This window comes from Archangium sp. (genome assembly GCF_036277355.1).
Lineage (GTDB): Bacteria > Myxococcota > Myxococcia > Myxococcales > Myxococcaceae > Archangium.
The window spans coordinates 13884-28403 of the sequence record NZ_DASUNC010000008.1; the positions used below are offsets into that span (position 1 = coordinate 13884).

13 protein-coding genes are annotated in these 14520 nt (G+C 69.5%); 11 read left to right on the plus strand and 2 right to left on the minus strand.

The annotated features are described in order from the left end of the window. Positions 1 to 30 precede the first annotated feature (30 nt). Positions 31 to 603 carry an RBBP9/YdeN family alpha/beta hydrolase gene (locus VFZ09_RS01515; RefSeq protein WP_329725640.1) on the minus strand — a complete coding sequence of 191 codons (573 nt, stop codon included), beginning with the start codon at positions 601 to 603 and terminating at the stop codon, positions 31 to 33. A gap of 101 nt (positions 604 to 704) precedes the next feature. Here VFZ09_RS01515 and VFZ09_RS01520 point away from each other — a divergent pair, with 101 nt between their 5' ends. From VFZ09_RS01520 to VFZ09_RS01570, 11 genes are all read left to right on the plus strand, one after another. Then, positions 705 to 1532 (plus strand): aldo/keto reductase, encoded by an 828-nt coding sequence (locus VFZ09_RS01520; RefSeq protein ID WP_329725641.1) that lies wholly within the window; start codon positions 705 to 707, stop codon positions 1530 to 1532. A gap of 177 nt (positions 1533 to 1709) precedes the next feature. Next, positions 1710 to 3068, plus strand: coding sequence for an NAD(P)/FAD-dependent oxidoreductase (locus VFZ09_RS01525; protein WP_329725642.1), 1359 nt, complete (start codon positions 1710 to 1712; stop codon positions 3066 to 3068). 57 nt (positions 3069 to 3125) lie between these two features. Continuing rightward, on the plus strand, positions 3126 to 4316 hold the full coding sequence (locus VFZ09_RS01530) for a cupin-like domain-containing protein (RefSeq protein WP_329725643.1): 1191 nt from the start codon (positions 3126 to 3128) through the stop codon (positions 4314 to 4316). A gap of 1 nt (position 4317) precedes the next feature. Continuing rightward, entirely contained in the window at positions 4318 to 5586 is a 1269-nt protein-coding gene (locus tag VFZ09_RS01535) for a macrolide family glycosyltransferase (RefSeq protein ID WP_329725644.1), read from the plus strand. A gap of 15 nt (positions 5587 to 5601) precedes the next feature. Further along, on the plus strand, positions 5602 to 6630 hold the full coding sequence (locus VFZ09_RS01540; protein WP_329725645.1) for an ABC transporter ATP-binding protein: 1029 nt from the start codon (positions 5602 to 5604) through the stop codon (positions 6628 to 6630). After that, complete coding sequence (locus VFZ09_RS01545; protein WP_329725646.1) at positions 6627 to 7463, plus strand: ABC transporter permease; 837 nt, start codon at positions 6627 to 6629, stop codon at positions 7461 to 7463. The genes VFZ09_RS01540 and VFZ09_RS01545 overlap by 4 nt, the downstream gene beginning before the upstream one ends. A 2-nt stretch (positions 7464 to 7465) precedes the next feature. Continuing rightward, positions 7466 to 8272 carry an ABC transporter permease gene (locus VFZ09_RS01550; RefSeq protein ID WP_329725647.1) on the plus strand — a complete coding sequence of 269 codons (807 nt, stop codon included), beginning with the start codon at positions 7466 to 7468 and terminating at the stop codon, positions 8270 to 8272. Positions 8273 to 8274: 2 nt separating this feature from the next. After that, positions 8275 to 9432 (plus strand): cysteine desulfurase family protein, encoded by a 1158-nt coding sequence (locus VFZ09_RS01555; RefSeq protein WP_329725648.1) that lies wholly within the window; start codon positions 8275 to 8277, stop codon positions 9430 to 9432. A gap of 460 nt (positions 9433 to 9892) precedes the next feature. Then, positions 9893 to 10678: a hypothetical protein gene (locus tag VFZ09_RS01560; protein WP_329725649.1), complete on the plus strand. Its 786-nt coding sequence runs from the start codon at positions 9893 to 9895 to the stop codon at positions 10676 to 10678. 154 nt (positions 10679 to 10832) lie between these two features. After that, positions 10833 to 12332 (plus strand): class I SAM-dependent methyltransferase, encoded by a 1500-nt coding sequence (locus VFZ09_RS01565; RefSeq protein ID WP_329725650.1) that lies wholly within the window; start codon positions 10833 to 10835, stop codon positions 12330 to 12332. 31 nt (positions 12333 to 12363) lie between these two features. Next, on the plus strand, positions 12364 to 13530 hold the full coding sequence (locus VFZ09_RS01570) for a pyridoxal phosphate-dependent aminotransferase (RefSeq protein ID WP_329725651.1): 1167 nt from the start codon (positions 12364 to 12366) through the stop codon (positions 13528 to 13530). Between the two features lie 15 nt (positions 13531 to 13545). Here the strand turns inward: VFZ09_RS01570 and VFZ09_RS01575 are convergent, their stop codons facing one another. Then, a complete protein-coding gene (locus VFZ09_RS01575) occupies positions 13546 to 14517 on the minus strand; it encodes a fatty acid desaturase (RefSeq protein ID WP_329725652.1) in 972 nt (323 codons plus the stop codon). Between the last annotated feature and the right edge of the window lie 3 nt (positions 14518 to 14520).

Below are 14520 nucleotides of genomic sequence, written 5' to 3' on the forward strand. Positions count from 1 at the left end.
CGTCCCACCGGGCGCAACCCTGACGGCTTGTCAGGGAGTGAGCGTCTCCCCGAAATGCAGACGCAGTGCGTCGAGCACCGCCGGCTCCCGCTCGCCGTTGAAGTGGCGCGCGCCCGGGGCGAGCACCACCTCCGCGCCGAGCCGCTCCTTCCACAGCCGCCCGTTCTCACGGAAGTCCGAGGTGAAGGGATCGTTGTCGGACAGCAGCACCACGAAGCGGCGCGAGGCCGCGCGCACCCGCGAGAGATCCACCGGTGTCTCCATCCACGGAACGAGGCTGTCCCACGGCTTGTCCACGCCCCACCAGGCCGCCACGAGCAGCACGCCGTCCACCGTGCTCCCCGGAGGCAGCTCCGCCAGGTAGCGCACCACCGCCTGGCATCCGACGCTGTGCCCCATCAACACCGTTCCGGGCGCGGGCGCCGTTCCCAGCGTGGCGGTGAGCGCGGGCACCCACGTGCCAATCGTGGGCTGTTTCGGCTCCGGCATGTCCAGCGCGCGCACGGCGTCGAAGCCCGGGGGCCGCTCGCGGAGGAGCCAGGGATAGAAGTCCGAGCCGGAGTGGCCGGCCCAACGGGGGACGATGGTGAGTGTGCGCGTCATGGTGGCTCCCGGGCATAACACCGGCGCGTCCCGCCTTCCCGTGGATACGTGCGGCGGGGAAGGGTGGACAGGGCCGTCCACGCGCCCTCAAGCTGCTCCCCATGGAATTGACCCTCCAGTCCACCGTGAAGCTGAACAATGGCGTGGAGCTGCCCCGGCTGGGCCTTGGCGTCTTCCGCGCGCCCCGGGGCGAGGTGACCCGCCAGGCCGTGCTGGCGGCGCTCGCGGCCGGCTACCGGCACATCGACACCGCCCGCATCTACGGCAACGAGCGCGACGTCGGCGCCGCCGTGCGCGAGAGCGGCCTGCCCCGACAGGACATCTTCGTCACCACCAAGCTGTGGAACGAGGACCAGGGCTATGACTCCGCGCTGCGCGCCTGTGAGCGGAGCCTGAAGGACCTCGGGCTGGAGTACGTGGACCTGTACCTGGTGCACTGGCCCGTGCCGGGCCGGCGGCTCGACTCGTGGCGCGCCCTGGAGAAGCTGCTCGCCGACGGGAAGTGCCGCGCCATCGGCGTGAGCAACTTCCTGGAGCACCACCTCGAGGAACTGCTGGGCAAGGCCCGGGTCGTCCCCGCCGTCAACCAGGTGGAGCAGCACCCCTTCCTCCACCAGCCTTCACTGCTGCGCTACTGCGCGGACAAGGGCATCGCCGTGGAGGCCTACAGCCCGCTCACCAAGGGCATGCGGCTCGGAGATCCTCGCGTCGTGGAGCTCGCCCGGAAGTACGGCAAGTCCCCCGCGCAGGTGCTCATCCGCTGGTGCCTCGAGCATGGGCTCGTGGTCATCCCCAAGTCGGTTCACGCCGAGCGCATCCGCGAGAACGCCAGCGTCTTCGACTTCTCCTTCTCCCCCGAGGACCTGCGGCGGCTCGACGGGATGAACGAGGACCTGTACACCGGGTGGGACCCCACCGACGTGCCCTGAGCCCCGGCGTCTCGCGTGTCCCACCCCGGCCCTTGACTTACCGGTTACACGGGTGTTTCTTATTATCGGGTAGAAATCATCTCGTCTTCTTGAAAGCCGGAGACGGCCAGGTGCGTGGGCGGGGAGGGAGCCTGACGGATGATCCCCCTTTCTGCCCGTGAGGAGCGCCAGCCGGTCATGAGCTCGTCGGACGAGGTGATCATCGTCGGTGGAGGTCCGGTCGGCTCGGTGCTCGCGTTGTTCCTGGCGAGGCGCGGCCTGAAGGTGGACGTCTTCGATCGGGACAGCGGGCTGCGCACGGACCTGTCCATCCGCCCCACCGTCAACCTGACGCTGTGCGAGCGGGGCCTGCGGGTGCTGCGGACGCTCGGGGTCGAGGAGCAGGTGCGCGAGGCCACCGTGCCGCTCTACGGCCGCGCGGTGCATGGGCGGGACGGCTCCACCACCTTCCAGCCCTATGGCAACTCGCGCGAGGCGCTCCAGTGCATCTCGCGCAACAAGCTCTACGAGATGTTGCTGCGGTGCGCGCAGCAGCAGCCCGGCGTCACCTACCACTTCGGCCAGCGCTGCCTGGACGTGGACCTGGAGAGCAACACGCTCACCTTCCAGGACATCCAGACGGGCACCACCTTCCAGCGGCGGGCGCAGCGCATCGTCGGGGCGGATGGGGCCTTCTCCATCGTGCGCCAGCGGCTGCAGCGCTCCAGCCGGTTCGACTACTCGCAGCAGTTCTTCCCGCACAGCTACGTGGAGCTGACCGTGCCGCTCCAGCCGGGCGGCCGGCCTCCCTTCGAGCGCAACGCCATCCACTTCTGGCCGGACGGCGAGGTGGGCCTGCTGGGCATGCCCAACTTCGACGGCAGCCTGATGCTCATGCTGCAGCTGCCCGCCGAGGGCGATGACTGCTCCTTCGAGTCCCTGCGTACGCCCGAGGACGTGCGGCGGCTCTTCGAGGAGCGCTTCCCCCAGCTCGTGCCGCTGATGCCGGACCTGGCCACGGAGTTCTTCTCCCGCCGGCCCAACCCGCTCGTCACCATCCGCTGCTCGCCCTGGTACCACCAGGACAAGGTGGTGCTGGTGGGGGATGCCGCCCACGCCCTGGTGCCCTTCTACGGCCAGGGCATCAACGCCGGCTTCGAGGACTGCGCCACGCTCGATCAGTGCCTCACCACCCACGAGGGCGCCTGGGGCCCCGCGTTCCGCGACTACTCGCGGCTGCGCAAGCCGAACCTGGACCTCATCTCCGACCTGGCCCTCCAGCACTTCTGGGAGCTGCGCGAGCGCGTGGGAGACCCCTCCTTCCACCTGCGCAGGAAGCTCGAGCGCAAGGTCAACAGCCTCTACCCGGACAAGTACCAGTCGCTCTACTCGATGATCTCCTTCACCCCCATGAGCTACGTGGAGGCCTGGAAGAGGGAGCAGGAGCACCAGGCCCTCATCGAGCAGCTGATGCGCCTGGAGGACATCGAGCAGCGCTGGGACGGCCCCGAGGTGGAGGCCGCCATCCATCAGATGATGGGCTCCCGGAGCCGGTGAGCCCGCCCGCTGGGGGGCCCGGCTGGCCTTCCGCGCCGCTCTGCTAGCATGCCCCCCATGAATCTCCCCCCCTTGCCCTTCACCCCCAGGCCCGTGCGCCGGATCTCCCGCATCTCCCGCGAGGAGTTCGTCACCGCCCAGCTCCAGGAGCCCTTCGTGGTGACGGGGAGCCTCGAGTCCTGGCCGCTCTTCCAGCGGATGCGCGAGCGCGAGGGCGACGAGCGGAAGCTGGCCCTGTTGGGCTCGCTCGTGGGCGAGACGCCGGTGTCCTACCACCGCCTGCCCCAGCAGCTGCGGGGCCACTTTCACTTCCAGGAGGGCAACCCCGAGCAGGTGACGTTCGGCAAGGCCACGCGGCGGGAGAACGTGCCCTTCGACGTGCTCGCGCGCGAGCTGCTGGAGTGCCAGCGGGGCGAGTCGGCCGACTCCGTCTACATGCAGGCGCACTTCATCGAGAAGGGCACGCCGCTCTCCGGCGCGCTGGCACCCGGCGTGCTGCCCTTCCTCCCGGAGGACAACGACATCGCGATGATGTGGGTGGGCTCCAACGGGCAAGTGGTCAACCTGCACTACGACGACTTCACCACCGTCATCTGCATGGTCAACGGGGTGAAGCGGGTGACGCTCTTCCCGCCCGAGTCGCTGCCCCACCTGTACCAGGCGCCCTTCGATCGCATGCTCGAGTACTGCCAGACGAGCCTCGTGCGGGTGCTGGAGCCGGACCTGCGGCGCTATCCGCTCTTCGAGCGGGCGCAGCGCGAGGCCTGGGTGGCGGTGCTGGAGCCCGGGGACGTGCTCGTCATGCCGCCCCTGTGGTGGCACCACGTCGAGTCCTTCGGGCTCAACGTGATGGTGAACACCCGGCTGTTCCCCGCGAGCTTCCCGCAGCTCGAGTCGGCGTACTCGAACCTGTCGCAGGCCGTGAAGCTGTTCTTCCCGCGCTCGCAGGAGCAGCGCAACCGGGCCCTGGCGCTCTACCGCGAGGCCGTCTTCGCTCCCGGTGCCGCCGAGCCCGGGCCAGCGCACGCCGAGGCGGTGGCGGAGGAGACGCCCGAGCTGGCGAAGCACCGCGCCGAGACGCGGCGGGTGGCCGAGAGCATCCCGGCCTTCCTGCGCGAGCACCTCGCCCGCTACTACGAGCACTTCGTCTTCCAGGCCTCGGGGGATCCGCACCCCACGCTGCCCGGTGCCTTCGCCGCCATGGTGGAGCGCAACCGCCACTCCCCGACCCTCTTCCCGCGCGATTGAGATGAAATTCGTCTTCCTGCCGTTCTCGGCGCAGGGCCATGTTGGCCCGACCTTGCCCGTTGCCCGCGAGCTGGTCTCCCGGGGCCATGAGGTCGTCTATTACGTGACGGGGGCGTACGAGCAGGCCGTGCGCGGCACCGGCGCGGCCTTCCGGAAGATCGACGACGCGCTCGGCCTGCACCACGTCACGAAGGACGTCACCGGGAAGACGGGCCTCCAGATGTTGGAGGAGGCGATGCCGCACCTGTTCGCCACCTTCCGCCGGGGCCTGGAGCGCGCTCCCGAGATGGCCGCGCGCGTGCGCACCGAGGCCGCCGACTGCGTCGTCTACGACGTGATGTCCACCTGGGGCCGCGCCACCGCGGACCTGCTGCGCCTGCCCACGTCCTCCTTCTACACGACGTACGTGCTGCCCGAGTCCACGCAGAGCGGCAACGAGGTGGGCTCCGGCGGCGAGCAGCCTTCGCGTCCTCCCCTGAAGGAGATCATCGCGATGCTCCGGCTGCGGTGGGCCTCGGAGATGCTCCACTGGCGCCATGGGGTGCCGCGCCGGCGCATGCCCGAGCTGTTCGTGGCCTACGAGGACCTGAACATCGTCTGCGTGCCCCGGAGCTTCCACCCGGACATCGAGCACTTCGACGAGCGCTTCCTGTTCGTGGGGCCCACCACCGTGGCTCCCCGCGAGACACCCACGGACTTCCCCTTCGAGCAGCTCGAGGGCAAGCCCGTCCTGCTCGTGTCCATGGGCACCACCCCGCTGAACCAGCGCCCCGAGTTCTACCGCCCCTGCCTCGAGGCCTTCGGTGGCACACGCTGGCAGGTGGTGATGGTGGTGGGGCAGGGCATCGATCTGGGCTCGCTCGGGCCGATTCCCTCCAACTTCATCCTGCGCCCCTACGTGCCGCAGCCGGAGATCCTCCAGAAGCTGGCCCGGGTCTTCATCACCCACGGCGGGATGAACTCCGTCATGGAGGGCCTGTGGTTCGGCGTCCCCATGCTCGTCTTCCCTCAAATCTCCGAGCATGCGCTGTCGGCGAAGCGGGTGGAGGCGTTCGGGCTCGGCCGCGCGCTGAAGGAAGACGTTGCCCTGAATCCCCAGGCGCTGCTCCAGGCCGTGGAGGCCGTGGATGCGGATCCCAGCCACCGCACGAAGCTGGCGGAGTTCCAGCCCACGCTTCGTGAGGGGGGCGGCCACCGCCGGGCGGCGGAGGCCCTCGAACAGTACGTCCTGCGCAAGCGCGAGCCGGTGGGCCAGCGCGCCGCCTCGTGAGCAAGGTGAAGTCCCGTGTCATTGATTGAAGCCCAGCAACTCACCCGAAGCTTCCGCATCCCCGACAAGGGACCGGGATTCGCCGCCGCGGTCCGGCACCTCGTGCGCCCCCGCTTCATGGAGCGCACCGCGGTGGACCGCATCGACCTGCGTGTCGAGGCCGGCGAGAGCGTGGCGTACGTCGGCCCCAACGGAGCGGGCAAGTCCACCACGCTCAAGATGCTGACGGGCATCCTCGCTCCCACGAGCGGACAGGTCCGCGTGCGCGGGTTGGACCCGCACCGCGACCGCATCGCCAACGCGCGGCACATCGGCGTGGTGTTCGGCCAGCGCTCGCAGCTCTGGTGGGACCTGCCCGTCTTCGAGTCCCTGCGGCTGCTCGGCGACATCTACGACGTGCCCCAGGCGGACTTCACCCGGAACCTGGGCGAGCTGTCCGAGCTGCTCGAGCTGGGCGAGCTGCTCCGGGTGCCCGCGCGGCAGCTCTCCCTGGGCCAGCGGATGCGCTGCGAGGTCGCCGCCGCGCTGCTCCACGGTCCGGACCTCGTCTACCTGGACGAGCCCACGCTCGGGCTGGACGTGGCCGTGAAGGACAACGTCCGGCGCTTCATCCGCCACATCAACCGCGAGCGCGGCGTGACGGTGATGCTCACGTCGCACGACCTGGGCGACATCGAGGACCTGTGCGAGCGCATGGTGATGATCGACGAGGGCCGCATCATCTTCGACGGGCCGCTGCGCACCATGCGCGAGCGCTTCGGCCGGGACTGCGCCATCCACCTGTCGCTGCGCGGGCAGTTGCCGGATGCGCTCGAGGTGGCGCGCAAGACGCTGCCGGAGCTGCCCGCCGCCTGCAGCACCCAGCCCGAGCCGCATGAGCTGGTGGTCCAGTTCGACATGACGCAGGTGCCGGTGGGTCCGGTGGTGGGCCGCCTGCTGGCCGCGCTGCCCGTGCAGGACCTGCGCATCCAGGAGCCCAGCATCGAGTCCATCCTGCGCGAGCTCTACAAGAGCCGGCCCAAGCCCCAGGACGCGCGGCCATGAGCGGCGCCGCCTCGCTCGAGGGACTGCGCATGGCGCCGCGTTCCCGCTACCTCGCGCTGGCCCTCACCGGGGCGCAGCGGATGATCGCCTACCCGCGCACCGTGCTGCTCAACCTGCTGGCCAACCTGGTGTGGCTGGCCGTGTCGTATCAGCTCTGGGGTGCGGTGTTCTCGTCCACCGCCCAGGTGGGCAGCTTCGACTGGGCGCGCATGCGGACGTATGTGCTGCTCGCCCAGTCGCTCGCCCTGTTCCTCAACGCCACGGACTCCGTCTACCGCATGGTGATCCTGGTCCGCATGGGCGACATCGCCACCGAGCTGCTGCGCCCCTATGACATCCTCCGGGGACAGCTCGCCCTCAGCACCGGCTCGGCCCTGGTGAGTGGAGGCCTGGGGGCGGTGGTCATCGCCGCCGTGGGCTTCGTGTGGCTGGACGCGCTCCCGCCCGTCTCGATGGGCGCGGCCGTGCTGTTCGGGGTGAGCGTGCTGTTGGGCTTCCTCATCCGCTTCCTCGTGGGCTTCATCTCGGCGTTGATCACCTTCTGGACGATGAACTGGCTGGGGGTGAGCTGGTTGCAGATGGCCCTGGTGAGCATCCTCTCGGGGGCGCTGATTCCCCTGGAGCTGTACCCGGAGTGGCTGCGCTCGCTCGCGCTCGTGTTTCCCTTTCACGGCATCCTCCACACGCCCCTGGCCATCTACCTGGGAGACCTCCAGGGAGACGCGCTCTCGCGAGCGCTGGCGGTCCAGGCGTTCTGGGTGGTGGCGCTCTGGGGGCTCGCCCGGCTGATGTGGCGTCCCGGGGTGCGTGCCCTGGAAATCCAGGGAGGCTGAGCATGTTCGCGCGACCCTCCCGTCTGGTGTGGATCTACTTCCGGCTCCAACTGCTGCACCTGCGCTCGCAGCTCGAGTACGAGGCCGACTTCTGGGTGGGCATCGTCGGAGCGGCGATGCGCCATGTGGCCGGCTTCCTGTTCATCTGGGCGGTGTTCCGCCAGGTGCCCCAGGTGCACGGCTGGACGATGTGGGAGCTGCTGTTCCTCTACGGGCTGGCCATCGTCCCCATGGGGCTGGTGGAGCTGTTCTACGACGGTCCCTGGCGGCTCTCGGAGCTCATCAACGAGGGGCGTCTGGACCGGGTGCTGCTGCGCCCGCTGCCCGCGGGGTTGCAGGTGGTCACCGAGGCCTCCAGCCTCCACGGGGTGGGCAGCGTGCTCTTAGGGCTCGTGCTGCTGGTGCGTGCGGGGTCGGAGCTGCACCTCAGCCTGGCGCCCTGGCAGTACGCCTTCGCGGCGGTGTGCATGGTGGGCTCGGTGCTGCTCGTCGGCTCGCTCTTCTTCATCACCCAGTGCCTGGCGTTCTGGGAGCCCTCCACCACCATGTCGCTGTGCACGCTGGTGCAGGAGATGACGGCGCTGGCCCGCTTCCCCGTCACCCTCTACGAGCAGCTCTTCCGCGTGCTCCTCACCTGGGTGATTCCGTTCGCCTTCATCAGCTATTTCCCGGGGCTCGTGTTGCTGGGCCGGCCGGAGGCCAATGCCTGGCTGGGGTACGGCTCGCCACTCGTCGGGGTGGTGGTGACCTTCGTGGCCGCCCGTGTCTGGGGATTCAGCTTGAAGCACTATGAGGGGGCGGGGAGCTGACCATGCACGAACACCCTATCTACCTGGACCACAACGCCACCGCGCCGTTGCTGCCCGAGGTGGTGGACGCGATGGTGCCGTACCTGCGCGAGCACTTCGGCAACCCGTCGAGTGCCCACGTCTACGGGCGCCGGGCCAAGGCGGCCGTCGACCAGGCGAGGGCCCAGGTGGCGGCGCTGCTCGGCGCGGCGGCGGAGGAGATCTTCTTCGTCGCGCATGGCACCGAGGCCAACAACCTCGCCATCCGCGGCGTGCTGGCGGCGCTGCCGGAGAAGCGGCACGTGGTGACGTGCGTGACCGAGCATCCGGCCACCGTCGAGCCGTGCCGCCAATGGGAGAAACAGGGCGGGCAGGTGACGTGGCTTCCGGTGGACGGAGAGGGCCGCATCCATGTCTCGGAGGCGGTGGCCGCGCTGCGGAGCGACACGGCGCTCGTCACGCTCATGCACGCCAACAACGAGACGGGCGTGCTGCAGCCCATCGCCGAGGTGGCGCGCGAGGCCCGGGCGCGGGGTGTATTGATGCACACCGACGCGGCCCAGTCGGTGGGCAAGCTGCCGGTGTCCGTCGAGGGGCTCGGCGTGGACCTGCTCACGGTGGTGGGCCACAAGTTCGGCGCGCCCAAGGGCGTGGGGGCACTGTACGTGCGCAAGGGCACGCCGGTGCGTCCGGTGCTGCTCGGCGCGGGGCACGAGCGCGGCCTGCGTCCGGGCACGGAGAACGTCGCTTCCATCGTGGGGCTCGGGGTGGCCTGCGAGGTGGCGCTCCGCACCGTGGAGACGGAGTCGGCGCGGGTGAGGGGACTGCGCGATGAGCTGTGGGAGCGGCTGCGGGCGCGCGTCCCGGGACTGGCGCTCAACGGCCATCCGGTGGAGCGGCTGCCCAACACGCTGAACGTCCGCTTCCCCGGAGTGAGTGGCACCGCCCTGCTGGCGGCGGCTCCCGAGGTGGCCGCGTCCACGGGCTCGGCGTGCCACGCGGGCGAGGAGTCCGCCTCCTCCATCATCACCGCCATGGGCGTGGAGCCCTCGGCGGCGCTGGGTTCGGTGCGCCTGACGCTCGGGCGGACGACGACGCGGGAGGACGTGGTGGCCGCCGCCGAGGCGCTCGCCACCGCGTGGAAGCGGTGGGTGGAGAGAGCCCGGGCCGGCGGCCCGTGAGCGGCCCGAACACTTCAAGGTGGGATTCCGTCACGGTTTGGAAGTCCGCCATGTGTCCAACGCGGTCTCGGCGGACAGGCAGAAATGCATGGGTTCTACATAGGGGCCGCACCTGCGTGCTGGTAGTGAATCATTGTTCATCGGGCTGCCTGGATCGATAGTTCCACCCAGTTCAACAATCTCTATGGTCGTTTACAATTTGCGACTCGTACAGGCGAGGAGGTGCAGCATGCCCACTCGTCTTGGTGATGCGGCCACCGCGTGCGCACGGCCGCACCCAGCACGGGTGGCTTTCTACTGACAAGTTGACTGGGCCGACCCGGGAGAAGCTGACAGACTTCCTGCAAAGAAACGCGCGGAGAACACGGGTCATTGAGGTGGAGGAAGCCCAGATACTCGAGACGACGAAACAATTACGCGTGGCACTCGAGCTGCCAGAAGATTTGACGGGTGGTGCGCCATGACCCGGTGGCCCCTCTGGGCGGTTCTGTCCCCAGGTGAGCCCGCACGGCTGGAGAGCCTTGCCCGCTCCATCGTGATGTCGGATTTGGATCAAGAACTCGGGAATGAGCAGCCCTTCGAGGTCATCCCGGGCAGTGGCCATTACCATGCCATCGTGGGAACGGACCCCAGCGACGTGGGCGCGGAGATGCAACTCGCCGAGGAACTATCGCTCGAAGGTGATGAGCCGGTGTACTCGATTGAACGCGCCAACGACCCCTGGACCGTCATGTCATGGCGAAACGGTGCTCTACAGGTCGAGGAGGTAGACCCAGAAGAGCTGGCGAAGTCTCTCGGCTGCCCGCTGCCAGGTACCGAGGACTCTTCGGACTCGCCCGCGAGGAAATCTCTGCAAAAGGTCGCTCTGGCGGAAGGCGTCTGTGCGCAAGAGGCCATTCGGGTGCTGGAGGAGGAAGCGGGCGAACCGCTCGTCCCGGGGCTCTATCGTCTTGAGGACACGTCGCGAGGACTGCTTATCGCCAGCGGGACGGGCGACATCGGGTACGCCGACATCACTGTGTCGGAGCGGTTTCCCCATGCGACCGTGTATACGGTCATTGCCACGCCGGGCCTGGACGATTTTTTTGTCACCATCAGGCGAGGGGGTGAGGGAGTCGAAGAGTTCGCCCAGCCACCTGAAGCGTTTCCGCGGCTTCGGGTTGCTAGCGAAATCAAGGGGCAGCGCGCACCCGAGCGGATTCTCGCGGAGTTGGGCATCCCGGCGGAGTGGTTCCGGAATGACTGACGAACGACGGGGCGGCTTCTCCCTGTCACGTCGTGCCGAACCCTCCCGGGCCTGAGCCGCTCAGGCCGGCTCGGTTGAGCGGGAGCCCAGGTGCAAAGGGGCAACCGGTTGGGCCATACTTCGGCTCCCCCCAGGCGATCCCGAGGCACGCACCTTGGCCGAGTCCACCCCCGCGCTCTCCCAGACGGCGTTCGTCCAACAACTCAACTTCTGGGCTCGTGACGCGAGCAACGAGTCCGCGGCGCTCCTGGGCACCTTCGCGCTCGGGATGTTCGCGCACCTCCCGGACGAGGCGGCCTCCGCGCCCATCTCCCTGGAGTCGCTCGCCCAGCGCATCGGCGGCACCGTGCGGGGCACGCGCTCCGTCATCGAGCCGCTCGTCGGGCTCGGCTTCGTCCGGCTGGAGGAGGGGAGGGGGTACTCGCTCCCGGCGTCCAGTGCCTTCCTGCGTCAGGAGGGTTTCGCCGCCCGGATGCGCGAGGCGCTGGACGGTTGGCTCGTGTCCGCGAAGCTGCCCGAGGCCCTGCGCACGGGCGCTCCGGTGGAGGGGCGGGGTGGCTCCATTGATCTGCTCGGGTGGTATCGCCAGGAGTTCCTCTCGCCCCGTGCTCCCGCGCCGAGCCCCATCGCCGCGGACTACGAGGACCGGGCCGTCCGCAACTTCCTGCGCACCCAGGCGCTCGTGACGAGCGGCACGGTGGGCCTGCTCGAGGCCATGGTGTCCGGCCCCCGGCCGTTCGAGGAGCTGGCGAAGGCCACCGCCTCCCAGCCCGAGGCCCTGCGGGTGCTGCTCGGAGTGCTCGTGTCCATGGGGCTCGTCCGTCAGGAGGGCGATGCCTTCGGCTTCTCCGAGCTGGCCGGACGCTCCCTGGATGCCACCAGCTTGCCGTACTTCCAGCGCGCGCTGCCGGCCACCATGGACTACTGGGAGGCTTTCGCGCACCTGGACGAGGCCGTCACCCAGCGCAAATTCCGTCTGGATCTGCGTGACCCGGAGACGGCGAAGCGCATCTACCAGCAGAACGCCTCGCGCATCACCGGCATCTTCGTCTCCCACCTCAAGCTGGGCCGCAAGGCGGCGGAGCTCGTTGCGAGCATGCGCCCGCTGAAGGACGCACGGGTGCTCGACGTGGGCACCGGCTCGGGTGTCTGGGGCGCCGCCTTCGGACTGGCGGACCCCTCCGTGCACGTCACCTACCTGGACTCCGAGCACGTCCTGGAGCAGGTGAAGCCCAACATCGCGAAGCTCAAGCTGGAGGGGCGCGCGCGCTATTGGGCCGGGGACTGCCTCTCCGTGGACTATGGCGAGTCCCAGTACGACATCATCCTCCTGCCCCAGGTCATTCCCGCGCTGCCTCCCGAGGAGCTGCCGCGCCTCTTCGGGCAGCTCGCCCGCGCGCTGCGTCCCCGGGGCCTGCTCCTCATCTCCGGCTACCTGCTGACGGACCGGCGCGATGGGCCCCTGGACGCGCTCTACTTCGCGCTGCGCCGCTACGTGTCCAACGAGGGCGACGTGCTGTCCATGCCCGACTTCCGCCGGCTGCTCGAGCCCGTGGGCCTCACGTCCTCCCGTGGTTTCGAGATGCCCATCCAGCAGGTCGTCGTCGCCTCGCGCGGGGACGTCCCCTGGCCCGAGGCCGCCCCGGCCCGTTGACGTCTTTCTCTTCCTTCCCGCCTGGACCGACATGGACCTTCTTCGCTCGTTCTTCATGGAGGACTACCTCGAGGGCTCGCGCTTCACCGCGCGCTACAACCTCGGCGAGTCCGGTGCTCGGCCCCGCACCGTGGGCGAGCTGCTCACCGGCTCCGGCGTCAGCCCCCAGCAGGCCATGGACACGTTCCTGTCCACCCTGCTGCGCGACAGCCCCAACTGGGGCCGTGCCGATCTGCGCGACCTCGTGGCCGCCATGCACCCCGGCACCACGCGCGACAACGTCCTCATCACCACCGGCACCAGCGAGGCCCTGCTGCTCCTCTTCCGGCAGCTCCAGCCTCGCAAGGTGGCCCTCGCCTGGCCCGCCTTCCAGCTCCTCTACGAGCTGCCCATGCAGCAGGGCGCGGAGATCGTCCGCCTGCCCGTGCGCTGGGACGCGCGCGGCGTGCCCTCCGTCGATGCCGATGAGTGGCTCGCCCTGCTCGAGCGCGAGTCCCCGGACGTCGTCATCATCAACAACCCCCACAACCCGAGCGGCCTGGTGCTCGAGCCGGCGTTGCTGGACCGTGTCTCGCGTTGGGTGGATACGTCCGGCGCCACGCTCGTGGGGGACGAGCACTACCGCTTCCTCTCCTCGGAGACCGAGGTGCTGGGCGCCACCGTGTACCGCCCGGGCACGCGCTCCTTCGTCACCGGCTCGTTCATCAAGTGCCTCGGCTGTCCGGGGCTGCGCATCGGCTGGTGCGTCGGCGATACCGCCATGCTGGCGCGCATGCAGAACGAGAAGAACTACACCACGCACACCGTGAATCCCGTCACCGAGTGGATCTCCCACGAGGTGCTCAAGGACCTCGGCAGCCCCGTGCTCACCGAGGCACGCGAGGACTGGCGGCGCAACCGGCGCGCCCTGGCCTCCTTCCTGGAGCGCTCCCAGGGCGTGTACGGCGTGGCTCCGGCCGGAGGCCTCGTCACCTGCATCGGCGTGCGCGGCGTGGCCGGCCCGAAGGAGTTCGAGGCGAAGCTCCAGGCGCTCGGCGAGGCCGGGGTGTTCGTGCTGCCGCTCAGTGCCATGGAGCACGGCGAGCCCTCGGGCACCCATCCGCTGGAGCGCGGCCACGGCTTCCGCCTGGGCCTGGGCATGTCTCCCGAGCGCTTCCCCGAGGCCCTGGATGCCATCGAGCGCGTCACCCGCGGCTGAGCGGTCCGCGCTCCCCTACAGCAGCGAGGAGAAGGCGTGCGGGCGGTCCGCGTACTCCGGATCCGACAGGAGGAGCGCGTGGACGCGGCCCTGCGCGGTGGTGGGCACGGCCGGGAAGAGGTGGTGCGTGAGGTGGTACTGGTCGTTGCGCGGGAAGAGCACGCGGTTGAGCAGGCCCCACCGGAAGATGTGGTTGCGCGAGCGGTGGAACTCGTCCGCCTCGCCGATGATGCCCGCGTGGTCCACCGCGTCCGACCAGTAGCGGATGACCTGGTAGGCCACGAAGTAGGGCAGCCCGTAGAAGAGCAGGAAGTTCTTCCAGCCGATGCCCCACTGGGCCAGCGCGAGCAGCCCGGCCAGGAAGGCCCACCGGCCCAGTGTCACCGGCCATGGATCCGTGCGGCTCCACAGCACCGGGCGCACGAAGGACGGCAGGTGGCCGAGCAGCAGCGGCTTGAGCAGGTGGCGCCGCGCGAAGTGCTCCGTGGGCTCGGCGAACCCGAACTTGCGCCGGGGCACGAAGTCCAGGTCCTTCACCGGGTCCCCGAGGTGCTGGTGGTGCGTGAAGTGCTCGCGCGTGTAGGGCTCCAGCGCCGTCAGGTCGATGATGGCCAGCACGTGCCCGAAGACGCGGTTGGCGCGCTTGCCGCGCACGAACATGCCGTGACACGCCTCGTGCAGCATGTTGCCGAGCGCGCGGAACCGCGTGGCGATGAAGAAGGCCACCAGAGGGTAGAGGCACCCGCCCACCACGGGATTCGCGTTCAGCAGCGCGTGCGCCGCCACCGCCGCGCCCACGCCCAGCCCGATGTGGAACGCCAGGTGCCCGAGCCCCGCGGCCTTCGAGTGCGCGTGGTTGCCCAGCCGGGCCACCTCGCGCGCGTACTTCGCCCTCAGCCGCGCCGCCTCCGAGCTGGATCGCTCCCGCACGGCGGACGCCGGGCCATCGCTCGTGTCGCGGGGGCTGTCCAACGGCGCCAGGGCCATGCC